Genomic DNA, 24,226 nt, shown 5'->3' on the forward strand with positions numbered 1-24,226 from the left:
AAAAATGGCATACGATTTAACAAATTTTAGCGACTATATCGCAAGAGAAAATGCGGTATTAACAAAAACATTATTTGCTGGTGGTGATACTGGTAAATTCGCTTTATTTATGGGAGGTGTAAAGGGTTCAACTACTGTACCACACTTATCTGGTGAAGCAACATTACAATCTGGTTCTTGTGCAACACCACAAGGAGATACACAAATAAATGAAGTTACATTAACGGTAAAACCTTTTACAGTTTTTGAATCATTTTGTGAAGATGATTTACAAAATAAATTACCAAATACAGTTTTAGCCCCTGGTTCAAACAACGGTGACAAATTAACTTGGGAAGAACAAATTGTTGCAAATAAAATTGCATCAATCCAAGAAAAACTTGAATTAACTTATTGGCAAGGTGATACAAATGGAACGCACAATTTATTTGATGGTTATATCAAAAAAGCTGATGCTGATTCAAACGTAATTGAAGGTAATACTTCAAGTGCAACATCAATCACAAAGAATAATGTAAAAGAATTAATTGAAGATATGCGTATTGCTTCACCAGCTAAGGTAAAGAGAAGCAAAGAGTACGTAACACTTGTTGGTGATGATGTATTTGATATGTACATATCAAAAGAAAAAGCTGATAATTTATATCACTATAAACCAGAACACGATGAAGGTATTTATAATATCGGAGGTGGTCAAGGTGCATTAATTAGAGTTTACGGACTTGATGGAACTGGAAGAATGTTTTCAAGCGTTGGAGCGAATTTTATAGTTGGTTCAGATGCACAAGGTGAAGCTGATGTTGCTGATGTATTTTATGATAAAGTATCGGATAAAATGCACATAAGAGTAAAAGGAAAAGCTGGTGTTGTAATTAGTAATGCTGATGAAATCGTTGAATTTACATTAAGTGTATAATTCAAATTAACAATAAAATTTAATAACAAAACAAAAATTAATGGGGTGTTAATTCACCCCAATTAATTATAAAATATATAAAACAAATGGCTTGTAATAATAATAAATTAAAAGAAGGTATTTTATTTGACTGTGCTGATACACCAATTAAAGGGTTATCTGGTCAAAGAGGTGTAATTATAAATTATTCTGATATTGACAAAGCTGGTAGTACTGTAAACGGTGCAACAATTACTGACTTAGTAACAACAGCAAGTGGTATATCAATTGAATGGTATAAAGAATTAGCAAGTGTGGCATCAAGTTACGCTTCAAATTCTGAAGATGTTGATGGATTTTCACATTCATTTTTGTCAAGATTATCAACTACTTCAGCAGAAAATGCAGAACGTGCAAATGAACTTAAAAATGGGCGTTTTATCGTAATTGTTGAAACTGAATACAAAGGTGCTAATGGTACTGATGGATTCAAGGCTTATGGTTGGGATGCAGGTCTTGAATTATCTGAAATGTCACAAGGAAGTAATGAAAATTCTGGAAGTATGTTGTTCACATTATCTACTAGAGAAGGAACAGTTGAACAATATCCATATAACGTATTCTTAGAAAGTGATTATAGTACATCTAAAGCAACGTTTGACGCTTTATTTGCTAACGTTTAAGAAACGAAAAACAACTAAAATAACACAATAATAATTGGCTGATAGGGTAACACCAATTCAGCCTTTATTACATCATAAAAATTAGATATGGAAATACAAGAAATATTAAAAAGTTCAAATAAAATAATCAAAGAATATATTCAAGTTCTGGCAGATGATTATAAAGATTTGACAAAAAGAAATGTTTGTACAAGTTGTCCTTCAGATATTCAAAATATGCTTAATTTTTTAAAAAAACATTATAAGGTGGTGAATTTTGAATTGGCAAAACCTAGTGTAATTTATAAATTAAAAAAAGGTAGTTCAATAACAATATCAAATTCAACACTTACTGATGAATTAGCAATTGAATTTTTAAAATTACGTAAAGAACGTATTAAATTATTTTCAAAATATCCTTCAAATTGGCTTGAATTAATTGGTGAAATAGAAGAACCAATTAAACCAAAAAGAAAATACACAAAGAGAAAAACAACAGCAAAAAAACCTTGTACTAGTTGTAAAAAAAATAACAAAAAAACTAATACAGATGGAAAAAAATAATGAAAATACACTTCAACAAAGTAAAAGATTCAATTCTAAATGTAAAACTGGATAAACGAACAGAAGTTTTTAATTGGGGTCTTGATAACTCATTTCCATCATTAATTGAAATACTTGTAAATCATAGTGTTACCAGTAAGAATTGCATCAATAAGGTTGCCAAGGCGATATATGGTAAATCATTTGGTAAAATTGGTAATATTATTATTAATAGTGATGGTCAAACGCTTAATGAAGTGTTAAGAATAGCTTCACGAGAATATGCAAAGCACAACAACGTATTTTTTCATATTACATATAATGGTGAATTAAGAATTAAAGCAATTAAGGTAATACCAGCAACATCCGTAAGGGTTGGTAAATCTGATGATTTGGGCTATTCTGGTAAATTTATTGTTTATGATAATTGGAATAAAGAAAATGGTAAAATTGATGCGGATAAATTCAGAGTTTATGACAAATTCAACCCATTAAAAAATGTAATTGAAGCACAAATTGAAAAAGCTGGTTCAATTCTTAATTACAAAGGGCAAATTTTACACCTTCAAAAAGACACAAATTCAATCTATTCATTACCAGATTTATTTGCGGTTCAAAATGAAGCATTATTACAAAAAAATTCACAAATTTTTAGGGCAAACGGTGCTGAAAGAGGTTTTTTAAATAATAAAGTAATAGTTGTACAACCATTCGCAAATGATGATGACAGAAGGACGTTTAAAAATACCATTAAGGAAATTCAAGGTGCTGAAAATGCTGGTACAACAACATTGCTTGAATCTAGTCAAATGGCAGATGATTTAAGTAATCAATTTAAAGTTGAAGACCTTACAAGTAATTATAATGATAAATTATTTGAATATTCGGATAAACAAGCGAAGCAAAATATAACAGAGGCGTTTGGTGTACCATTAATACTAGTTGATACATCAAGTGATGGAATGTTTGGAAATAGTGGTGAAATGCTTAAACAAGCAAAGCTTCAGTTGTGGGAAAGTAGAGAAGAAGAACGTAATCAAATTGAAGAAATATTTCAAAAATTGATGTCAAATTACGCAGAACCAATTGAAGGTGAATTAATAATAATCAACCCAAACCAAAGACCACAAAAATATGAATAATATAATTACAGCAAAAGAATTTGCAGAGTATAGAAATATATCTAAAAAAATTGATGAAGGTAAAATTAACGAGTGTATAAAATTGGCACAAAGTGTTGATTTATTTGATGTGTTAAATGATTTTTATTTTGATTTATTACAAGGCGTAAACGAGCCAGAATACAACGAATTAATGAGTGGTGGTACATTTACTTCAGAAGGTAAAAACTATTACCAAGAAGGGCTAAAAAGCTTATTAGCTGATTACACTTATTCAAGATATATATATGTAATTAATACAAATCATACAAGTTTTGGGTATCAGCAAAAATACACAGAAGATTCACAACCAGTTGATAGAAATTTTATTAAAGATGTTGTAAAGCAAACACAAATTGATGCAAGTATTAAATTCAAAATGATTGATAAATATCTTCAAACAAATAAAGCAATATTTCCAAGATATTCAAATAATAATAATCCAGATATTAACACATTTGGTCAAAGATTTACAATAATAAAATGATTCCAGAAACACAAAAAGCATTTGCTGATGCATTACCGTATTTATTAACCTTTGTAACTGGTGTAGGTGTTTGGTTTAAAGACAAAATAGCAACCAAATTAGGTATCAAAAAAAAAGAAAATGATGTTGATAATTCAAGTTTAAATAATGTTCAAAAAAACTTGGATATATATCAAGAAATGGTTGAAGATTTAAGCGAAAAATACAAACAACGCATCAAAGATATTGAAGATTCATTTGATGCTTCAATGTTACGTTTACAAGCTGATTTAAGGGCTTTACAAGCACTAAATGAAAAGTTTAGTAAGATTATAGAAGAACAGAAGGAAATAATCAGAAAACAAGCAAAAAGTCTTAAATATTTCCAAGATAAATATGAAAGTGAATAACAACAAAAAAAAATAATAATGAATGATATTAATTAACACAATTGGAAGTGATTATTTCAGCTTAAACGGTACAACATACGCAAAGATATATCAACCACTTAAACAAGGTGATAATAACGTTGGAATTTATAATGTAAATGATACTAAACTTCAATTAATAAATAGTACAAATTATACTGAATTTAAAATTAATGGTATTAATTATAATTCACAAGATGATGTAATTGATGCGTTATTACCAGTAATTTATAAAATGGGTGGTAATAATGTCGAACAATTTAGGAATATAATAGCAAGTACAACACCACCTAGTGGTATCCCAGCAGATGGTGATGAATGGGTAATTTATGAAATTTAAAGATGATAAATAATAAAGGATATGTTGGTAACGGTACTGAATGGAAAAGTGTAAATAAAAGATTTGTTGGTGTAAATGGCGAATGGATATCAGAAAAATATAAATTCATTGGTGTAAATGGTAGCTGGAAGCTTGTGTATATTGATGAATCAGTTAATTATGAATCTAGTTTTCGAATTAAAAACCTTGAAAGTTATAGTGCTGAACCAGAGAATTTTATATTAGTAAATGGTCAAGGTTTTCGTGATAGTCAATTTATATCACCTAAAATTGGTGGTTATTGGGAATTAAATAAAAATGATAATGATATTTTCGAAAATTTTATAGGAGGTAAGTATGTAGGTCAACCATTAATAGGTGATGTTGTTGATGATATTAAATCAATGAAAATTGTTAATTCTGGTGATTATTTTCAACTACCTATTGATGAGAATAGGGGGTTACCAATTAATGGTTTAATTGGTAATGATGGGTTAAACGATTTTATATTTAGCGGATGGTTTAATTACCCACAAGGAAAAACAACCCCTTTATTAAGTTTTGGTGATAATTTGAATGGTTTACAATTTGTTGTAAATAATAATGATGAAATTGAATTAACTGTACTTAAAGGTTTAAGTACTAAAACTATAATAACAACCCCAGTAATTCCAGATATGTGGAATAAGTATATTCTTGAGCGAATTGATGGTATTGTAACTCTTTATTTGAATGATAATAGCCCATTAACAGCTGAATTAATTACATTACCATCAACTGGTGAATTAAGAGTTGGCGCAAAAATTAGTGCCTCTACTATAAATGAAATAGCACAATTATCCAACACCAGAACCAGTAATTCTTATAACCTTTCTGAAGAAAATAAGGTATTAACTAAAGTTGGTGGTGGTTGGGCAACATCAAGAAGTAATTCAGTAATGCAAAATAATGATGGAAAATATTATTTTGAGGTGGAAATAATAACATTACCAACTGGTGGAGTTGCTTGGGTGGGAGTAAGTGAAAATGTTGTTAACGTAACAACAGCAGTTGGACTCGCTGGTTGGTCGATTACTTCACACGGTAGAAAATTTAAAAAACAAAGTGGAGGTGGTTCAATTTGGGGGGGTGGTAATAAAATTTATAATGTGGGTGATATAATAGGTGTTGTTTATGATTCGAATAGTAAAATTATCACATACTATAAAAATAATGTTCTATTTGGTAATATAACATTACCAGATGAAAATATGAACCTTGAAGCAATGTTTGCTGGTACTGATGGAGTGGAAATGAAGGTTTTATTTAAGTCGAATGACTTAAATTACACCCCCCCAAATAATGCTAAAACATTACCAGATGGTGTAATATATGGTGATAAAATAATTTTATCAACACCAAATTCAGCTTTTGCAAATATTTATGCACTATCCAACCATAGTAAATTAACAGAAATTCAAAAAGATAAATTAATTAATAAACCCTCAACACAAGTAGAATTAGTAAATATTTCTACTGAAGTGAAGCACTTAATAGGTGAAGAATGGATGTTAAAATTAGAAAATGAAAAATTAGGATTTACAGTACCCCCAAATTTTTTGATTGGTGATTACTTACTTAATTTAAAATCTGGACTTGAATTAACAAATAAATTACCACTTACAATTAAAGAAGCTGAATTATTTACTGAAATATTTGAAGATGATTTTTCAAACCATAACACAATAAATCAAAATTATTGGTTACTTAATCGACAATGGGGGGGTGCAAACGGTGGTGTTGTTGGTGAGAATGTTTTTTTGCGTGATAATGAACTAATTCTTGTTGGTAATGGAGATAATTATACTGGTACAACACAAGGTGTTGGGCGTGATGGTAAACCTTTATTTCATACACATATAGACGACCCTAAAGTCGGTGAACCGTGGATTAATCGTGTGGGTGGTTGCCTTGTATTTAATCGAAAAACGGGGTTTGGTTCTTATGAGATTGAAACATTAATACCTAATAACTTAGGTGTATGTTATGCAATGTGGACTTTTTTTTATAACGAAGTATATCCAACCGACCCAAGATATAATGATTTTATAAATGAAAATCTACATCGTCAAGGTAATGATGTAGATGGTTACTATGTAACACGTAACCACGAAATAGATATAGAATTTCCATCACATTTGGACGGAGGGATTTTATCACAACCATCATTAAGTAATATGAAGTGTAATACTTGGCGAGGAGAATTACAAAATTGGGATGTTCCACCAATTGATGTTAATTATTGGGAGGAGTATAGAGATAATTTAACAGAAGTAGGGTTCAATATAGCCGATGGTCAATATCATAAATTAAGGTATGATTGGTATCACGACAGAGTAGAATTTTATGTAGATGATGTACTTAAAAGAATAAATGTTAATACTGAAAGAGGTGATACAATTCCAGATATTGCGGGCTATTTTACTTTTGGCGTTTGGTTTCCGTCCTCGCCATTACCAAGTAAACCTTGGTTATCAAACCCAAGTAAAGCTTGGGGTGGTGGTGTTATCGGTCAAGATGGTGGAATGAAAGCAAATTTTGACCAAGTAGAAATGAAGGTAAAAAAATTCAAATACACACCCTTTATTGATGAAATAAATAATCATCAAAGAGTTAATTCCGAAACTTATCCTTTTGGTGGTTATAGAGTAAAAAAAATAATTAATTGATTATTTCACAAAGAGGTTTAAACCTAATAAAAAAACACGAAGGATTCCGAAATAACCCTTATTTATGTCCTTCTGGTATTCCAACAATTGGTTATGGTAATACCTATTATAATGACAGTACCAAGGTCAAATTAACTGATACACCAATTACATTAAAAGAAGCTGAAACATTACTTAAAAGTGTTGTAAATCAGTTTGAAAAAGGTGTATCAAATCTTATTAAAGTTGAATTAAATCAAAATCAATTTGATGCACTTGTATCATTTTCATATAACGTTGGTTTGGGTGCATTCGCTTCATCAACTTTATTAAAAAGAATAAATAATAATCCATTTGATGAAGATATTAAATATCAGTTTAGAAGATGGAATAAAAGCGGTGGTAAGGTCTTAAAAGGACTTAAAAAAAGACGTAATGAAGAATCATATTTATACTTCACACCACCAATTAATATTGAAGAAAAAGATGAGTTACAAACATAAATTACCAAAATTTCTTGAAAAAATGAAAGAAGTTCTTCAAGATGAACGTAGTGTAATATTAACAGATGCAGAACTATTAATTGCGGTTAATCATAGACTTGAACCAAAAGACCGTGTTTCATTTACAACTTTCAAATATTGGAAATCACCAACTCAAAATATCAGAAGCCCAGAAGTACAAAATCTTGAAGAAGGTGTTGCTGAAGATTTTAGGCAACAATTAGCATTTGCGAGGGTTGAACAAAAAATGAACCTAACGGGTACAATGCTTGATGCAAATAGCAAAAATCAATGGGGTTCATCTTGGATTTTAGAACGAAAATTTGAAGATTTAAAATTGAAGCAACAACTTGAATTACCAACGGCAAATATTATTCAAATAAGTGCCACAAATGACGAACACAAGGATATTATTAATAATATTCTTGAAGGTAAAACAATCGAACTGGAAACACCAAAAGATTATGAAATAATAAAAGATGAAGATGATGTTAATTAGTGAACAATTACAAGACAACAACCGCATTCAAATTAATTGCAACACTTAAAAAAGAAATACGAATTATTCAAGGTGGTAAAGGTTCATCAAAAACCATTTCAATCTTACAATTATTCATTTTTCTTGCAATGTCAAAGCAGAAAAATCTGATTCTTTCAATTGTTGCTGAATCATTACCAAATCTTAAATCTGGTGCATTAAGAGATTTTGAAAAGATTCTTAAAGATATGGGTGTTTATTCAAAGTTCAAGATAAACGCAACAGATAGGACTTTTAAATATGGAACAAATACAATTGAATTTTTTTCAGTTGATGGTGAATCATCAAGACTTGGTTCAAGACGTACACACTTATATATAAATGAAGCTGATGCAATAAAATTTGAAACGTTTCTTGAATTACAAGGACGTACAAGTGTATTTACAATATTAGATTACAACCCAAGAAGACGTTTTTGGGCGCATTCCGAATTAATAGGGCAAGAACACGTTGATTATCTTCAACTTAATTACACACATAACGAATATATACCAGATAATGAATTACAGTCTATTTTATGGTATAAAAAGAAAGCTGAAGAAACTGGAAGCCCTTACTGGATAAATAAATATAAAGTACTTGGTCTTGGTGAATTAGGTATTGCGGATGGTCTTATTTTTGATAATTGGAGTGAATTAGATGAATTACCAGAAGGTGCAAAATATCTTGGTGCTGGTCTTGATTTTGGTTACTCAAATGATGAAACTGCATTAACAAAAATTTATCGATTTGGTGAACAAATAATACTGGTTGAAAGTCTTTACAAAAAAGGACTTCTTAATTCACAAATTGCAAGGTATATACTAAACGATGATGAATTATCAAGTGGTATTATTATTTGCGATAGTTCAGAACCAAAAACAATTGCAGAATTACGTACATATAACATTCCAATTATGGGTGTAAAAAAAACAAGGGGTTCAATACTTTCTGGTATTGCGATAATGCAAGAATATAATCTTCTGGTAATTGGTGAAAATCTGATTGAAGAATTTTCAAATTATACATATCAAAAAAATAGAAGTGGTGAATCTTTAGGTGTGCCAATTGATGATTATAATCACGGAATTGATGGAGTACGTTACTTTTTTATGGAACGATTAAGTAAGACTTCAAATAATGGTTGCACGTTAAAATGGGTTAGATAATGGAGCAAATAACGAATTTTAAATTAAAGGAATTTTACAAGCAACCAATTGAATTAATTGAAGATTATGTAAATATTTTAAAAAATCTTGAACCACAACAAACCAAGAACCAAGTAATTCATTTAAAACTTAAAGATGTTGAATTTATTAAACAAAATCTAACAAGTGAAAATGATGGTGATTTAATAAGTATAATTTCAATGGTTCAAGGTATCAAAAATAGTGAGGTCTTACACCTAGACGTTATACAAGTTTTTTCTTTAATAAATTCAATTAAAGAACAAATTCAAAAAATAAATAGAGCTGAATTATCATCATTATCAGTTGATAATACCAACATAAAATGGGAATCAGTTAACGGTTCAGAACGCATTGCAAAATTTGGTATTTACAATACTATTGACAATTTAGCGAAAGGTGATATTCTTAAATGGAATGCAATTTTTGAATTACCATATTCAGATGTATTTATGAAATTATTGATGGATAAAACAAATAATGATTTGCAAAAAGAAATGGAGCAAATAAAGAGCATTAACAATTAAAAAAGAATGTATGAAATATTAAAATATATAGCAGATTATAATAACTGGATTTTTGAATATGCACGTAAAGATTTTCACAATTTATATAACGAAGCTGAACAAAAAAACACACCACACTTATTTGTTGACCCTATTCAAATAACTGAAGGATTTGATGAATATAATAATGTAATTAGTACAAATTATTCTGGTTCTTTTATGTTGCTTTTATCATCAAATATTGATGAAGAAGATTATAATTATAGATACCAAAGCTACATAAAACCAATCATTGAAGATTCACTTAAATTAATTAAAGAAGGTATTAAATGTGATGGTGAAAATTTAATTAACAACTGGCGAATAATAGAAGTAATTAACGCCTTTGATTATAATTTTGATGGTGTTATAATAACCTATTCAATTGATGGATAATATAAACCAACAAGATATAATTAAGAGCGAAATAGAAGCCCTAATTGCTGATATTATAAAGGTTTATGAAGCAAGTGGTAAAAAAGTAAGTGGTGAATTTAAGAAGGGTTTAAAAGCTATATATGAAGAAGATAAAGCAATTATTCAAGGTTATACATATTTAGCTGGTAGGCGTGCTGGTAAAATGCCGCCAATAGAAAATATTAAAAGATGGATTGAACAAAAAGGTATTCAACCATTCGAAAAAAGTATGACTACTTCAAGTCTTGCTTGGGCAATTGCAAAGAATATTGCAAAAAAGGGTACAAATTCAAACTATCATTTAAAGATATATGAGCAAGTTATAACACCAGAAAGAATTGATAAAATTATTAAAAAAGTATCACAATTTAATGTGAATAATTTTCTTGATGAGGTTTCAATTGAATTACAATTATTAGAAAAAAATATTTAAAAAAAAATGGCAATTACAATACAAAAAGAACCGCTTGGGATATACCCAGCCTATAATGATTCATTTGTACAATTTACATCTTCATTAACTGGAACAACTGAAGCAATAATTGAAATTGAAGGTATTAATACTAAACCCTTTTTAATTTATCCAAACTTAAATGGGCGTTTCATTTTCAACTTAAAAGAACTTGTGAAAAGTAGATTCAACACAAACGGATTTAACGACCCCTTTACATCATATCCTTCAGAATGGGGTGAAAGTGTTGAAGGTTCTTATTTAACGCAAAGTATTAATATTACAGATTATGGTGTTGGTGTTACTGGTACAACCATTTCAAGAAATTATGAATTTTTTAAATCAGTAAAACAAATTGATGAGGTTGTATATAATAACAATTGTCAAATATTAAATCATTCAGAAAATGGTGTTGATTACAACCTAACATATTTTGAAGGTTTTCCATTTTCAGTTGATTTACAGCGTATAAATAAATATAATACTGTTAAAATTAAAAATCTTAATAATGAATTTTTAAGTAATGCTTTATCTTCTTTAAGTACCGATTCATTCCGTTTATATATTGATAAAGGTACATCAAATTGGAGTACATCAAACTTTTTACCACTTAGTGATAATTTAAATAGACTTGAAATTTACGAAAACAATACTTTCAAGACCAATTTAAATTTAAAAAAAGTACCAGCAAAGTGTGGCGTTTACATCAAATGGTTTAATAATGATGGTGGGTATTCTTATTGGCTTTTTGATGAATTTTATAAAACAACTACCAAGGCTAAAAAATTAAAATCAGTTAATACAAATTCATTTAATAATGTGAATGATGGTCTTGTTGCACCAACAACATTAATAGGTAAAGAAGTTGGTGAAACAATTAAAGTTAAATCAACAATTGATAAAAATGAAGCTGAATTATTATCAAGTCTTATAGCATCACCAAGCGTACAAATGTACACATCACAAAGACCATATATCAATGGTAAATGGGTTAATGTAACAATCAATGATACATATACGATAAGTAATAAAAGGGCTTTAAATCAAGCGAAATTCACAATAGAATTACCTAACAAAATAACAGCAAGATTATAAAAAATTGAATGAATAGAATAGTAGTAAATGGTGAAGATTTAAAATTATATCCAAAGGAATCAATAAATCTAAATCTTCAAGTAAATGATATAAGTGATATTTCAACAAGAAATTCAACTTATTCAAATACATTACAAATTCCAAGATGTTCAACAAATGATAAAATATTTGAATTTCTTGGTGTGTTGGGTAATACGTCACGTTCACCCTATAAAAAAATTAAATGTAAATACCTTGTTAATAATGTACCACTTATTTCAAATGGATATTTACAAATAACAAAAACAACTGATACTGATTATTCAATTGTTTTATTTGATGGTATTATTGATTTAGCTGAAAAAATTAAAGATGCAAGTATTAGTGATTTAGGTGTTGCAACATTTTATTCACATCAAAGAAATGAAACAACGATTTTAAATAGTCTTGATAATACTTCTGGTTATGTTTATGCGTTCCAAAATAACATTGAAAATGTTATAACACCACATTGGTTACATTCACGCCACACAGTTAATAAAATGTATCCAGTTTTTTTTGTTAAGACAATTCTTATTGCAATACTTGAAGAAGCTGGATATAAATATAAAGGTGAATTATTCGATAATGAAGATTTAAGTGGTGAAGTGTTTAGTATGTCAAATGGTATTGAAGATTCATTTATGGATTTTAGAAAAGTTTTTCCTAAAATTAAACAATCATCATTTTTAAAAGATGTATTAAATAGGTACGGACAAATTATAAAATTAGAAGGTGATACAATTAATTTTATTTCAATGGATTCATTACTTGTTGGTGAATATGGTTATTCAGATTTAACAGATAAATTTATTGAAATTAATGAAGAAAAATATAACCTAAATTATGGACAATCAAATAAATTTACATTCAATTATTCGGATAAATTTAATACAAATGGTGATGGTTATTTGTATGTACAAAATGATACATTACCACCAACTAAAATAACTTATACAAGTATTTTTGATTATAATACAAGCACATCAAAATATGAAAATGAAAATGCGCCAGTACCAGAGAATGTACCAGTACTATATAATATACCATTAATTGAAGTTAAAACTGAAACAATTGATGAAAATGAAGTTGAAGTTATTAAATCAAAGAGTTTTAATTCTAGTCTTTTCAAAATTATAAAGACTGGTAATAATTTTGAAATTGGTGATGGTATATTAAGCGGTTATAGGGTTATAAATTCACAAGAAACAATACTTTCAAAAGAGTTTACAAATTGGGAATATTACCTAAATAAAAATTACACCAGAATACAACACATATTAAATAATTTTAAAACCATAAATGTATCACTTAAATTAAATGAAATCGATATTTACAACCTCGACTTCTTCAACTTATATTTTTTACAACAAACTGGTAAATATTATTTTTTGAATAAAGTTCAAACTAATAATCAAATCAGTAAAGTTGAATTAACTGAAGTTAACGGTGCATTGATTAATAATCAAGTTATTCAACCACCAACAACGTTATCCATTAATATTACAAATGTAGTAGTAACACAACCAACACCAGATTATTCAATTGCTGGTATCAATGTTCAATATAATTTTGGTGGTTATACACCAGAATCAGCAAGAATTATATTTACGCAATTGGATGGTGAAAATGGTGAACCAACTGGTTATTCAAAAACTTTATCACTTGATGTTAATAATAATTCACATAATGAATTAATTAGTACAAATAATTGTGGTTGGTATCAAATACAAATTATTGAAAATGATAATAATATTGAAAGTAATATTGTACAAACATATATTCAATGTGATGTTTCAACAGTTGAAACACCTTCAATTGATGTAATGTTATTAGATATCGAAGATATCGATGCTAACGGTGCTGCTATTGGGTTTAAATATCGATTTAATCATTTTACACCAACAACTGCAACTGCAAGTATAAGAGCGTATAATTTTAATACTGGTGCATTTGGTGAAACGGTTAATATTAACCTAACTAATCTACAAAGTGATACGATACATAAAGTTGATAATATTACCAGACCAAACACAAATGTATTCTATATATATCATCAAGTTACAATTGTAACTGATACACTTACAAGTACGTCAATTGTGTATTTATTATAATACACTCAAATAACAAAAGCCCCTTATATAATTATGAATGGCACAAACAATCAATATTGCAGAATTAAAAATTGATAACAAAAAACTATTATCAACACTTTCTGTAACAAAAAAATCAATTCAAGAATTAACAGCGGAACAAAAAATTCTTAAAAATGCTGGTGAAGAAAATTCAAAGGAATTTATACAGAATGAAGCTAATTTAAAGAATTTAAAAAAAGAATATAATTCACAACAAAAAGTTCTTCAAGCTACAAGCAAAGCAAAAACAAAACTTAATTCAGAACTTAAAAAGGAAATTAAAACACTTGATGCTGCTAAGGCAAATAATGCTGAATTAAGGCAAATAAGAAATCAATTAAATAGTGAAACAAAAGAAGGTGCAAAAGCAATTGAAGCACTTAATGCAAAGGTTGATGAAAACACAAAATACATTGAAGAAAATGTTGATGCGTTCGAAAATCAAAAAATGCAAATCGGTGATTATAAAAATCAGATAAAAGAAGCTGCAAACGAATTAAATCCATTGAACGGTGGAATGAGTGGATTTGTTGCTCGTTCAAAAGAAGCTGGTGGTACTGCTAATTTAATGAAATCTTCACTTGGAGGAATGGCAAAGGGATTTTTGGGTGTAACAAAAGCAAGTCTTGCATTTATTGCAACACCAGTTGGTGCAGTAATAGCAGCACTTGTTGTAGCCTTTACGCTAATTAAAAATGCAATGAATCGTTCAGAAGATTCAACAAATAAAATTAAAAAAGCATTTGCAGCGTTTAGTGGTATTACCAACAAACTATTAAAGATACTTGAACCACTTGGCGTATTCTTAATTGATGGACTTGTAAAGGGGTTTGAATTGGTTGAAAAGGGAATTTATAAAGCACTTGATTCAATTGCAACTGGTCTTAATTACTTAGGATTTGACGAACAAGCAGCTAGTTTAAGAAACTTTAATAAGGAAATTGAACAAAGTGCAAAGGATTCAAAAAAACTTGCTGATGCTGAAGCAAATCTTCAAAAACAACAAAGAAAATCAGATAAAATCCAACTTGATTATCAAAAAAGAGCTGAAAAATTAAGACAAATAAGGGATGATGAAAGTAAATCAACAGCCGAACGTATAAAGGCAAATGAAGACCTTGGTTTGTTATTAAAAGAACAATCAAAAGAAGAACTAAAAATTGCAAACTTAGCTTTACAAGTGGCTGATTTAAGAATAAGTAAAGAAGGTGAAACAACTGAAGCACTTGAAAAAAGAGGTGAAGCACTTACAAAGGTTGCAGAGATTCAAGAACGTATAACATCACAAGAATCTGAACAATTAACAAATCTTAATTCATTAAAAAAAGATGCTGCAACAAAACATAAAGAACGAGTTGATAAAGCTATTGAAAAGCAACAAGAACAACTTGATAAATACATAGCGGAACAAGGGACAAGGGCAAGAACTCTAAAAGAACAATTAACCCTTGAACAAGATGTATCAAAAAAGAAAATAGCAATCCTTGATGCTGAATTAAAAGCAAAGAATATTTCACAAGAAGCTTATGATGCACAAGTAATTGATATTAAAAATGGTCTTTTACAAAAGCAATCAGAACTTGCAGTTGAAAATGCACAAATTGAACTTGATAATTATATCCAATCAAATCAAAGCAAAATTGATAATGATAAATATTTTTCTGATGAAAGTTTAAGAATTGAACAAGAACGTATTAATGCAATATCACAAAAACAAAAAGATTTTGCAAAAAAACAACTTGATGAAGGTATCATTAACCAAACTGATTATAATAAGGCAATTAATGATATTAATGAAAAAAACAGACTTGCTAATGAAGAAGTTGAAAACACCAGAAAGGAATCAAAAAAAGAAAAAGAAGCTGAAGACCTTGCAAATCAATTAATACTTGATGAAGAAAAATATACAAATGAGTTTGATTTACAATCAGCAAGACTTGAACAACAAAGATTACAAGAAGTTGAAGCCGCTGAAAAATCTGGTGCTGATATTAACCTTATTAATAAGAAATACGCAAAGCAACAAAAGTTAATTGATGATGCAAAAAACAAGGCAAAACTTGATTCGGTTGCAAATACTCTTGGTGATGTATCTTCATTATTAGGTAAACATACCGCAGCTGGTAAAGCAGCTGGTATTGCACAAGCAACAATTAATACATATCAAGGTGTTTCTGAAGTATGGAAAGCACCAGCAGTATTACCAGCACCACTTGATATTGCAAGTAAAATTGGAGCTTCAGCAATAGCATTAAAAAGTGGTTTAACAGCAGTTAAAAAAATAACATCAACAAAGGTTGAAAAGAAAGCAAGAGGTGGTATTTTAAATGGTCTTTCACATTCACAAGGTGGTATTCCGATGACGGTTGACGGTGTTGGTGGTTATGAAGGTGAAGGTGGTGAAGCAATTATTAATAAGAAATCAACAGCAATGTATGCACCACTTTTATCACAAATTAATGAAGCTGGTGGTGGCGTTAAATTCGCACAAGGTGGTATTATGGGCGCAAATAATAATGCACCAATATCATTTATTGATTATGATTTATTGGCAGTTAAGGTCGCACAAGCAAATAGAAATATACCAGCACCAATTGTAAGTGTATCAGAAATTAATTCAGTTAATAATAATGTAAGTGTAATTGAATCAATAGCAACATTTTAATCTTATAATTGATTTTTTCACTATCTTAGTTGTCTGTAATTAATTAAAAATCAAACAAATGAGATTATCTATTTTTTTTATATTAATACTAATTAGTAATAGTTTTTATGCTCAAATCGAAAATGAACACGTAATAAAAGCTGCATCAATTCAAGATATTATTGAGCAAAATAAAGCATATAAATCTTTAGAAAAAGAATTTAATTCAGAATATAAAAAATTATCAAATTCATTAAAAAATTATGTGTCTGAAGAAGGGCAAGAAAAAAATGAAAGTGAAAAAAAAATTAATGAATTAAAAAAGTTAGTAAATATTAAATTTAAAGAGATTAATGAAAAATATAATTTTAATGCTATTGAACTAGCTTTTTTTCCAGAACCAAAAGCTAATTCAAATACATTGAGTTTTAAAGATAGGGTTTATATTAATGATATGGGGATTGAAGCATACAAAGAAAACTTATCAGATGTTGTTGGTAAAATTATTATGATTGATGATAAAGGTAAATCAACGATGCTTATTTCAGATTTTAAAAAAGATAAATTAAAAAGAGTTCAATTTATACCAAAAAATGGTGAAATTGAAACTTTCAAGTATAAAAAAGGTGATGATACTAATTTGGGGTTATTTTTATCGGCTAATGTTAAATCAGAAGAAATTATTGAATACTCAACGTCAGATATTTCAAGATTAGTTATTTCAGATAAAGAAATTAATTTAACTAAACTTAAATTAAAACTAACAGAATTAGAAAAGAACTATAAAAATTGTACCTTTAAAATAATATCTGGTGCAACTGTAACACAAATAACATCAAGGAAATTTATTAAAAAGGATAAAAAAATTAAAGCTTCTTCTTTTCCAGTTTTAGGTTCTGCATTTACTTTTGATAAACATTTTTATATTTCAACAGAAAATTATAAAAGAGTTTATAGAATAGGATTATCAACATTTAATGTTGATAGTAAAAGTATATAATATTAAAGATAAATAATTAAACCCTCATATTAATTTATGAGGGGTTTTTTATTATTTTTATATAATGAGTTTATTGGTACAAACTAAAGTAATAATTGAAGATGTTCTTGAATGGGGTGAAAACTATTCAGATGAACAAGAAATATACATTGAAAAACAAATTAATTCTTTTAAATATAAACTTGAACAATATCTTCATTATAATATTAATGGTTATCATCAATTAAAACCAATATTTAATTATAATCCAAAGACCAATAAATTTAAACTAATTGAATGTGAAAGCCCTTTTAAATTTCAAGTTGAAAATGCACTTAATACAGAATTAAAAAGATACACATAATGTCAAAACACGATGCAAGATTTTGGTTGTTTTACACAAAGACTGGTAAAATTATTTTATTGATATTTGCATTAATTACAATAATTTCAATAATACTTGAAAAAGTTTTTGGCATTGTTATTAATTTATAAAGGATATAAATAAGTAAAGAACTCTAGTAAACATAGGGGTTGTGTAGTACATATACAAGTGGGGTATATACATCAGTAAATCCAGCAAGATCTATGAGTCAAGCATTATTTGCAGGAGGAGATTATTTAACTCAATCTTGGTTGTTTTGGATTGCACCAATTTCAGGAGCTATTGTAGGAGGTTTTATTCACAAAACTTTATTTGAAAAATAATAGATTATAGTATAACAAAAAAAGCCTCTAATAAAACGTTTTATTAGAGGCTTTTTTTAGGAGTTTAAAAACTGCTTTAATTCAAGGTAAGAATTAATTTTAATAGCTGTTTTTTCTTTAGTTATTACAGTTTTAATTTGTTTTGGAATAGCTAATTGAACATTTAAAGTATTTTCAACAATGTCTAAAAACTTAACAGGATGCGCAGTTTCTAAAAAGACACCTAAAAAATCTACTGTTGTTTTTTGATATTTTTTAATTCCTAAATATCCAACAGCTCCGTGAGGATCGGCAATATAATTGCTATTATTATAAATAGTTTTCATTGCCTTTCTGGTTTCATCATCAGTAAAAGAATATGATGAAAAAGCATTTTTTAGGTTATCTATATTGTTATTAAATAATTCTTGAATACGAATAAAATTACTTGGGTTACCAACATCCATGGCATTAGAAATGGTTTCTTTTGATGGTTTTGGATTATATTTACCGCTTTTTAAATAATTAGAAACCGTATCGTTTACATTCGTTGCAGCTACAAAATGTTTAATAGGCAAACCTAATTTTTGCGCCATAATACCTGCGCATATATTCCCGAAATTTCCACTTGGAACAGAAAAAACAAGGTCTTTATGTTGTTTGTAAACCTGTTTGTAGGCAAAGAAAAAGTAAAACATTTGTGGCAACCAGCGGGCGATGTTGATAGAGTTTGCAGAGGTTAATATGCGATTAATTCCATCATCTAAAAAAGCGGTTTTTACCATTTCTTGACAATCATCAAAAACACCATCTACTTCTAAAGCAGTAATGTTTTTGCCTAAAGTAGTTAGTTGTTTTTCTTGAATATCACTTACTTTTCCGCTTGGATATAAAATAACAACATCAATACCTTTAACACCTAAAAAGCCATCAGCAACTGCTCCTCCAGTATCTCCAGATGTAGCTACTAATACGGTTACTTTTTTGTCATTATTTTTATTAAAATAACCTAAACATCGTGCCATAAATCGGGCACCAACATCTTTAAAAGCCATTGTAGGACCATGAAAAAGCTCTAAAGTAGCAATATTTTCTTCTATTGATACTAAAGGAAAATCGAAGGATAAAGTTTCTTCAATAATTTGTTTTAATGTGTTTTTTGGAATTTCATCACCTACAAATTGTTTGATAACTTCGTAAGCTATTTCGTTGTTTGAGTATTGATCAATATTAGCAATAAATTCTTTTGATAAAGGATTGATGTTTTCAGGAAAATACAATCCTCTATCGGGTGCTAACCCGTTAACTACGGCTTCTTGAAAACTTACGTTTGGCGATTTTTTATTAAGACTATAATAATTCATTTTAGATTTTTTTATTTCTTTTGGTAAAAGGATGCAATTTTTAATTTGTAGCTATTATTTTTATTCCCTCTTGATTTATGTTTGATGAAAATAATGTGAAATCTATATTTTTATCAGCATAAGCATTTTGTATCGCATCTTTTACTTTTACGACACTTTTATCACCATTACATAAAGCAAAAATAGTTGGGCCAGCACCAGAAATTCCGGCACCTAAAGCACCTGCTTTGATGGCTTCATTTTTTACTAAATCAAAATGCGGAATTAAATGTTTACGAGCTGGTTCAACAATAACATCTGTTAACGAATTACTTATTAATTGATAATCATTGGTGTATAAACCGCTTACCAATCCACCAACATTAGCCCATTGAGTAATAGCACTTTTTAAAGGAACTTTGTTGGGTAAAACATCGCGAGCATCTTTTGTTTTTACTTCAATTTGTGGGTGAATGGCAACTAATTTTAAGTTATCGGGTACAGGCAATTTTATAATATCCAAAGGCTTATAACTTCTAATTAATACAAATCCGCCAAAAATAGCGGCAGCTACATTATCGGCAATTGGAGTACCGCAAGCAGCTTTTTCCCCTAGCATAGAAAATTTGGTTAATTCTAATAAAGAAAAAGGACTACCTAAAAGTTTATTTACACCAAAAGCTGCACCAGCCGAACTTGCAGCACTACTACCCAAACCACTTCCTGGAGAAAATCCTTTATGCATGGTTATTTCAATTCCAAAATTAACAGGATGTTGCTGTAACATAGCCAAAGCAACAACTCCTGCCGCATTTATAGTTGGATCTAAACTTAATCCTTTAACCCCAGTAATTTGTGTTATTTTTACTCCTTTTTTTTCAGTTTTTGTAAAAGTCATTTCATCTCCCATATTTTCTACAGCAAAGCCCATAGAATCGAATCCGCAAGAAACGTTAGCAACAGTTGCAGGAGCAAATATTTTTATATAATTCATTTTGTTACAATTAAAAATTAATTATTACTTACTCTAATAACGTCTGCAAAAATCCCTGAAGCGGTAACATCTGCTCCCGCACCTGCACCTTTTATTAATAAAGGGTTTACAGGGTATCTATCAGTAAAAAATAACACAATATTATCGCTTCCTTCTAAATTATAGAAAGGGTGGTTTTCAGGAATATGTTGTAATCCGACTTTTGCTTTACCATCAGAAAAATCAGCAACGTACTTTAAACGACAATTTTTATTATTTGCTTCTTTGAAAAGTTGTTGGAAATTAGGCTCAAATTCAGTTAAACTTGTATAAAAATCTTCATTATTAGTAGTTTCTATGCTTTTTTCAGGTAAAAAAGCATTATTTTCAATATCAGATAACTCTAAATCATAACCGCTTTCACGGGCAAGAATTAATATTTTTCGAGCTACATCAACACCACTTAAATCAATTTTTGGGTCAGGTTCTGTGTATCCTTCATTTTGAGCTTGAGCAACAACATCGTGAAAAGTATTTGATGCATTAAAGTTATTAAAAACAAAATTTAAACTACCAGATAATACAGCTTGTATTTTTTGCACTCTATCACCAGAAGCAATCAAGTTTTTTAATGTATCAATAATAGGTAAACCTGCGCCAACATTGGTTTCAAATAAAAATGGCGCATTGTATTTTTTAGATACTTTTTTTAATGTTTTATAATTATCTAAATTAGAAGCACAAGCTATTTTATTACAGGTAACTACTGCAATGTTGTTGCGTAAATAACTTTCGTATGTTTCAGATACTTTTAAGTTGGCTGTATTGTCTATAAAAACAGCATTACGAAGGTTGTATGTTTTCGTTTTATTAAAAAAATCTTCTAAAATGGCAGGTTCTCCTTTTGCTAGTTTTTCCTTCCAACTATTCAAATTAATACCATTTTCATCAAAAGTCATTTTTTTAGAATTAGACATTCCAATTACTCGAATGTTTAATTTTAAATGTTCTTTTAAGTATTCTTTTTGCTGCTGTATTTGCGCTAAAAATCGTTCACCAACATTACCTACACCGGTAATAAATAAGTTAAGTTGTTTTATTTTTTCTTCAAAAAATTGCTCATGTAAAGTGTTTAATCCTTTTTTAGCATCTTTACTATCAATAACTGCGGATATATTTTTTTGTGAAGCACCTTGGGCAATGGCTCTAATGTTTACATTATTTTTACCTAAGGCACTAAACATTTGTCCGCTTAAACCTTGATGGTTTTTCATATTATCACCAACTAAAGCTAAAATTGAAAGTTCTTGTTCAATAATAACAGGTTTTATTTTACGACGTTCAATTTCAATTTCAAAAACAGTATTAATAGCTTTTGCAGCTTTTTCGGCATCTTCATCATAAACTCCCACACAAATTGAGTGTTCAGAAGAGGCTTGCGTGATTAAAACCACATTAATATCTTGATTAGAAAGTGTTTCAAACAAGCGTTTTGAAACTCCAGAAGCACCAATCATTCCGCTGCCTTCTATAGTTAAAAGTGTAATATCTTCGATATAGCTAATCCCTTTCACCAAATTTTTACTTTTAGCTTCTTTGGTAATTAATGTGCCAATATTTTCAGGTTCAAAAGTGTTTTTGATAACAATGGGAATTTCCTTTTCTAACACAGGTTGTATAGTAGGAGGGTAGATTACCTTTGCGCCAAAATGTGATAACTCCATAGCTTCTTGATATGAAATTTTTGGAATCGGAAATGCTTGTTTTACAATACTTGGATTGGCAGTATACATACCACTTACGTCTGTCCAAATTTGTAATTCATCAGCTTCTAAAGCAGCCGCATAAATTGCAGCTGTGTAATCAGAACCACCTCTGCCTAAGGTAGTAGTTAATTTGTTTTCTGATTTAGCTATAAACCCAGGTAAAACAACTACTTGATAGGTGTTTTGCTTAAAAAAGTCTTGACAATTTTTATTTGTAACTTCAAAATTAACTTGAGCTTTATTAAAAATAGCTGAAGTTGTAATTAACTCCCTACTATCTTTATAAGTTGCGTTTAATGTATTTTTTGCTATTTCAGAAATAATATATGAAGAAAGTAGCTCACCAAAACTACTTACCGTTGCCATTGTTTTAGGCGTAACTTCTTTTAACAAAAAACAACCTTCTAATAAGGTTTGTAATTCATTAAACAAATCATTTACTTTTTGATGTACTTTTGATTGTTGATTTTTAGCAACTAAATCATCAATAACTCGAAAATGTAATTGTTTAACTTCATTAAATGATAAAAAATAACTTTTATCATTAGCTGCGGCTTTGTTTGCCGAAGCAATTAATTTGTTTGTTGTTTTACCAAAGGCTGAAACTACAACAATTATCTTTTTATTGTTACAATTGTTAGTTATTATTTGAACTACTTTACTAATATTTGTACTGTTGGCTACCGATGAACCACCGAATTTTAAAACCTTCATTTTAAAAGGAATATGAAATAATTAATTATTTATTTTTTTAGGCTATTTATCTGTTTTCAATTTTTTGAAAAAATAAATATATACAGGATGATATGTAGTAAAATAAACCCCTAAAGGGTAATAATAATTGTAGTAGAAATAATGGTAGTGCCAACAAAAGAAGTCGTAAATTTTACGATCTCTGAAGAATTGATATTTCTTTTGTTGTTTAACATTGGATCAAATGTACACTTTTTTTTAAATAATTTTAATTTTTATTAAATTTTTATCATTAAAATAACAAAAAGAGTAATTATTGTGTAATTTTATACAGTGTTAGTTAGCATTAAGATATACCCAATGCTTATTTTCTTTACAAAAAGAGGAATTTTCATGAATTACGTCAACTTTACCGTTTTCCATAAAAAAAGCATTAAACTCAACAGTACCTTCTAAATCGGTAATTGAGCCTTTACTTGTGTTTAAAACCTCTAATTTGAGCCATTTCACAGACTTTGTCCATGATAAAATTTCTTTTTTTTCTTTATTTGAAGGACGTGTGTTAGAGTGATGACTTTCTTGTAAATAATTAATTTTAGCTAAAACAAAAGCACTGTATCTAGATCGCATTAAAGTTTCTGCGGTTAAAACAGTTTGTATGTTTTGATGTGCTTTTTCACAACAATCACTATATTTTTTTGATGGATTACAAGGGCATTGCATAGGTAAAAGTGTTAGTTTAAAAGTTGATTTTCTTTAGTTCTAAAACAGCGTTCCTCTCCTAAATATAACGGATTTCCATGTTTTTCAGACCAGAAACCTTCTAATATATCTTTCGAAATACATTTGTAAACAACCACTCCTTTATAAATATTTTTATCAGCTCCTTTGTAATTAAAATTAATAACTAAAATATTATTTTTAAAAAAACCAGTCCCTTTTTGTTCTTGTTCATTATTAATAACCCATTTAGCAACAATTCGCTTATTAGCGTCTAAAACTAAAGAAAGCACACCTTTATAAGTGTGCTTTTCTGCATCTTGATTATTACCAATAATGTTATATTTTCCTACTAAATCTTCAATTATCATTTTGTAAATAAAAACGTAAAAC

General features: G+C 28.8%; 25 protein-coding genes. 20 read left to right on the forward strand and 5 right to left on the reverse strand.

Annotation, left to right across the window (positions count from 1 at the left end):
- Nucleotides 1-4: 4 nt before the first annotated feature.
- From BA195_RS10310 to BA195_RS14210, 20 genes are all read left to right on the forward strand, one after another.
- Entirely contained in the window at nt 5-916 is a 912-nt protein-coding gene (locus tag BA195_RS10310; RefSeq protein ID WP_068705152.1) for a hypothetical protein, read from the forward strand.
- Between the two features lie 86 nt (nt 917-1,002).
- On the forward strand, nt 1,003-1,578 hold the full coding sequence (locus tag BA195_RS10315) for a hypothetical protein (RefSeq protein ID WP_068705154.1): 576 nt from the start codon (nt 1,003-1,005) through the stop codon (nt 1,576-1,578).
- Nucleotides 1,579-1,665: 87 nt separating this feature from the next.
- Nucleotides 1,666-2,121: a hypothetical protein gene (locus BA195_RS10320; RefSeq protein WP_068705156.1), complete on the forward strand. Its 456-nt coding sequence runs from the start codon at nt 1,666-1,668 to the stop codon at nt 2,119-2,121.
- Nucleotides 2,121-3,242: a phage portal family protein gene (locus tag BA195_RS10325; RefSeq protein ID WP_068705159.1), complete on the forward strand. Its 1,122-nt coding sequence runs from the start codon at nt 2,121-2,123 to the stop codon at nt 3,240-3,242. Before BA195_RS10320 ends, BA195_RS10325 begins: the two co-directional genes overlap by 1 nt.
- Nucleotides 3,235-3,747 carry a DUF6712 family protein gene (locus BA195_RS10330; RefSeq protein WP_068705161.1) on the forward strand — a complete coding sequence of 171 codons (513 nt, stop codon included), beginning with the start codon at nt 3,235-3,237 and terminating at the stop codon, nt 3,745-3,747. The genes BA195_RS10325 and BA195_RS10330 overlap by 8 nt, the downstream gene beginning before the upstream one ends.
- Nucleotides 3,744-4,136, forward strand: a complete 393-nt coding sequence (locus BA195_RS10335; RefSeq protein ID WP_068705163.1) for a coiled-coil domain-containing protein — start codon at nt 3,744-3,746, stop codon at nt 4,134-4,136. Before BA195_RS10330 ends, BA195_RS10335 begins: the two co-directional genes overlap by 4 nt.
- Nucleotides 4,137-4,158: 22 nt before the next feature.
- Nucleotides 4,159-4,494 carry a hypothetical protein gene (locus BA195_RS10340; protein ID WP_068705165.1) on the forward strand — a complete coding sequence of 112 codons (336 nt, stop codon included), beginning with the start codon at nt 4,159-4,161 and terminating at the stop codon, nt 4,492-4,494.
- A gap of 2 nt (nt 4,495-4,496) precedes the next feature.
- Entirely contained in the window at nt 4,497-7,181 is a 2,685-nt protein-coding gene (locus BA195_RS10345; RefSeq protein WP_068705167.1) for an SPRY domain-containing protein, read from the forward strand.
- The gene (locus BA195_RS10350) at nt 7,178-7,663 is read left to right on the forward strand and encodes a lysozyme (protein ID WP_068705169.1); all 486 of its coding nucleotides are present in this window, start codon (nt 7,178-7,180) and stop codon (nt 7,661-7,663) included. The genes BA195_RS10345 and BA195_RS10350 overlap by 4 nt, the downstream gene beginning before the upstream one ends.
- A complete protein-coding gene (locus BA195_RS10355; protein ID WP_068705171.1) occupies nt 7,647-8,162 on the forward strand; it encodes a hypothetical protein in 516 nt (171 codons plus the stop codon). The genes BA195_RS10350 and BA195_RS10355 overlap by 17 nt, the downstream gene beginning before the upstream one ends.
- A complete protein-coding gene (locus tag BA195_RS10360; protein ID WP_068705173.1) occupies nt 8,162-9,349 on the forward strand; it encodes a PBSX family phage terminase large subunit in 1,188 nt (395 codons plus the stop codon). Before BA195_RS10355 ends, BA195_RS10360 begins: the two co-directional genes overlap by 1 nt.
- The gene (locus tag BA195_RS10365; protein ID WP_068705175.1) at nt 9,349-9,894 is read left to right on the forward strand and encodes a hypothetical protein; all 546 of its coding nucleotides are present in this window, start codon (nt 9,349-9,351) and stop codon (nt 9,892-9,894) included. Before BA195_RS10360 ends, BA195_RS10365 begins: the two co-directional genes overlap by 1 nt.
- A 6-nt stretch (nt 9,895-9,900) precedes the next feature.
- Nucleotides 9,901-10,308 (forward strand): hypothetical protein, encoded by a 408-nt coding sequence (locus BA195_RS10370; protein WP_068705177.1) that lies wholly within the window; start codon nt 9,901-9,903, stop codon nt 10,306-10,308.
- Complete coding sequence (locus tag BA195_RS10375) at nt 10,301-10,762, forward strand: hypothetical protein (RefSeq protein ID WP_068705179.1); 462 nt, start codon at nt 10,301-10,303, stop codon at nt 10,760-10,762. The genes BA195_RS10370 and BA195_RS10375 overlap by 8 nt, the downstream gene beginning before the upstream one ends.
- A gap of 6 nt (nt 10,763-10,768) precedes the next feature.
- Complete coding sequence (locus tag BA195_RS10380; RefSeq protein WP_068705181.1) at nt 10,769-11,875, forward strand: hypothetical protein; 1,107 nt, start codon at nt 10,769-10,771, stop codon at nt 11,873-11,875.
- Nucleotides 11,876-11,883: 8 nt separating this feature from the next.
- Entirely contained in the window at nt 11,884-14,007 is a 2,124-nt protein-coding gene (locus BA195_RS10385; RefSeq protein WP_068705183.1) for a hypothetical protein, read from the forward strand.
- A 37-nt stretch (nt 14,008-14,044) separates the two neighbouring features.
- Nucleotides 14,045-16,693 carry a coiled-coil domain-containing protein gene (locus tag BA195_RS10390; RefSeq protein WP_068705186.1) on the forward strand — a complete coding sequence of 883 codons (2,649 nt, stop codon included), beginning with the start codon at nt 14,045-14,047 and terminating at the stop codon, nt 16,691-16,693.
- Nucleotides 16,694-16,751: 58 nt separating this feature from the next.
- Complete coding sequence (locus BA195_RS10395; RefSeq protein ID WP_068705188.1) at nt 16,752-17,672, forward strand: hypothetical protein; 921 nt, start codon at nt 16,752-16,754, stop codon at nt 17,670-17,672.
- Between the two features lie 64 nt (nt 17,673-17,736).
- A complete protein-coding gene (locus BA195_RS10400; protein WP_068705190.1) occupies nt 17,737-18,015 on the forward strand; it encodes a hypothetical protein in 279 nt (92 codons plus the stop codon).
- A gap of 170 nt (nt 18,016-18,185) precedes the next feature.
- Nucleotides 18,186-18,359: an aquaporin gene (locus BA195_RS14210; protein ID WP_262509360.1), complete on the forward strand. Its 174-nt coding sequence runs from the start codon at nt 18,186-18,188 to the stop codon at nt 18,357-18,359.
- A 56-nt stretch (nt 18,360-18,415) separates the two neighbouring features.
- Here the strand turns inward: BA195_RS14210 and thrC are convergent, their stop codons facing one another.
- The 5 genes from thrC to BA195_RS10425 form a co-directional block, all read right to left on the reverse strand.
- Complete coding sequence (gene thrC / locus BA195_RS10405; RefSeq protein ID WP_068705192.1) at nt 18,416-19,702, reverse strand: threonine synthase; 1,287 nt, start codon at nt 19,700-19,702, stop codon at nt 18,416-18,418.
- A gap of 40 nt (nt 19,703-19,742) precedes the next feature.
- Nucleotides 19,743-20,675 (reverse strand): homoserine kinase, encoded by a 933-nt coding sequence (locus BA195_RS10410; RefSeq protein WP_068705194.1) that lies wholly within the window; start codon nt 20,673-20,675, stop codon nt 19,743-19,745.
- A 17-nt stretch (nt 20,676-20,692) separates the two neighbouring features.
- Nucleotides 20,693-23,134, reverse strand: coding sequence for a bifunctional aspartate kinase/homoserine dehydrogenase I (gene thrA / locus BA195_RS10415; protein WP_068705196.1), 2,442 nt, complete (start codon nt 23,132-23,134; stop codon nt 20,693-20,695).
- 315 nt (nt 23,135-23,449) lie between these two features.
- Nucleotides 23,450-23,836, reverse strand: a complete 387-nt coding sequence (locus BA195_RS10420; RefSeq protein WP_068705197.1) for a YchJ family protein — start codon at nt 23,834-23,836, stop codon at nt 23,450-23,452.
- Nucleotides 23,837-23,847: 11 nt separating this feature from the next.
- Nucleotides 23,848-24,204: a hypothetical protein gene (locus BA195_RS10425; RefSeq protein WP_068705199.1), complete on the reverse strand. Its 357-nt coding sequence runs from the start codon at nt 24,202-24,204 to the stop codon at nt 23,848-23,850.
- Nucleotides 24,205-24,226: the final 22 nt, after the last annotated feature.

It is taken from the genome of Tenacibaculum soleae, from assembly GCF_001693415.1.
GTDB lineage: Bacteria > Bacteroidota > Bacteroidia > Flavobacteriales > Flavobacteriaceae > Polaribacter > Polaribacter soleae.

What these genes read in the sequence shown, in the direction of transcription:
- BA195_RS10420 (WP_068705197.1), bottom strand. Translation starts at nt 23,836, where the DNA reads ATGCAATGCCCTTGTAATCCATCAAAAAAATATAGTGATTGTTGTGAA.
- BA195_RS10425 (WP_068705199.1), bottom strand. Translation starts at nt 24,204, where the DNA reads ATGATAATTGAAGATTTAGTAGGAAAATATAACATTATTGGTAATAAT.
- BA195_RS10390 (WP_068705186.1), top strand. Translation starts at nt 14,045, where the DNA reads ATGGCACAAACAATCAATATTGCAGAATTAAAAATTGATAACAAAAAA.
- BA195_RS10375 (WP_068705179.1), top strand. Translation starts at nt 10,301, where the DNA reads ATGGATAATATAAACCAACAAGATATAATTAAGAGCGAAATAGAAGCC.
- BA195_RS10355 (WP_068705171.1), top strand. Translation starts at nt 7,647, where the DNA reads ATGAGTTACAAACATAAATTACCAAAATTTCTTGAAAAAATGAAAGAA.
- BA195_RS10320 (WP_068705156.1), top strand. Translation starts at nt 1,666, where the DNA reads ATGGAAATACAAGAAATATTAAAAAGTTCAAATAAAATAATCAAAGAA.
- BA195_RS10340 (WP_068705165.1), top strand. Translation starts at nt 4,159, where the DNA reads ATGATATTAATTAACACAATTGGAAGTGATTATTTCAGCTTAAACGGT.
- BA195_RS10370 (WP_068705177.1), top strand. Translation starts at nt 9,901, where the DNA reads ATGTATGAAATATTAAAATATATAGCAGATTATAATAACTGGATTTTT.
- BA195_RS10325 (WP_068705159.1), top strand. Translation starts at nt 2,121, where the DNA reads ATGAAAATACACTTCAACAAAGTAAAAGATTCAATTCTAAATGTAAAA.
- BA195_RS10310 (WP_068705152.1), top strand. Translation starts at nt 5, where the DNA reads ATGGCATACGATTTAACAAATTTTAGCGACTATATCGCAAGAGAAAAT.
- BA195_RS10400 (WP_068705190.1), top strand. Translation starts at nt 17,737, where the DNA reads ATGAGTTTATTGGTACAAACTAAAGTAATAATTGAAGATGTTCTTGAA.
- BA195_RS10385 (WP_068705183.1), top strand. Translation starts at nt 11,884, where the DNA reads ATGAATAGAATAGTAGTAAATGGTGAAGATTTAAAATTATATCCAAAG.
- BA195_RS10345 (WP_068705167.1), top strand. Translation starts at nt 4,497, where the DNA reads ATGATAAATAATAAAGGATATGTTGGTAACGGTACTGAATGGAAAAGT.
- BA195_RS10315 (WP_068705154.1), top strand. Translation starts at nt 1,003, where the DNA reads ATGGCTTGTAATAATAATAAATTAAAAGAAGGTATTTTATTTGACTGT.
- BA195_RS10365 (WP_068705175.1), top strand. Translation starts at nt 9,349, where the DNA reads ATGGAGCAAATAACGAATTTTAAATTAAAGGAATTTTACAAGCAACCA.
- BA195_RS10410 (WP_068705194.1), bottom strand. Translation starts at nt 20,675, where the DNA reads ATGAATTATATAAAAATATTTGCTCCTGCAACTGTTGCTAACGTTTCT.
- BA195_RS10395 (WP_068705188.1), top strand. Translation starts at nt 16,752, where the DNA reads ATGAGATTATCTATTTTTTTTATATTAATACTAATTAGTAATAGTTTT.
- thrA (WP_068705196.1), bottom strand. Translation starts at nt 23,134, where the DNA reads ATGAAGGTTTTAAAATTCGGTGGTTCATCGGTAGCCAACAGTACAAAT.
- BA195_RS10330 (WP_068705161.1), top strand. Translation starts at nt 3,235, where the DNA reads ATGAATAATATAATTACAGCAAAAGAATTTGCAGAGTATAGAAATATA.
- thrC (WP_068705192.1), bottom strand. Translation starts at nt 19,702, where the DNA reads ATGAATTATTATAGTCTTAATAAAAAATCGCCAAACGTAAGTTTTCAA.
- BA195_RS10335 (WP_068705163.1), top strand. Translation starts at nt 3,744, where the DNA reads ATGATTCCAGAAACACAAAAAGCATTTGCTGATGCATTACCGTATTTA.
- BA195_RS10380 (WP_068705181.1), top strand. Translation starts at nt 10,769, where the DNA reads ATGGCAATTACAATACAAAAAGAACCGCTTGGGATATACCCAGCCTAT.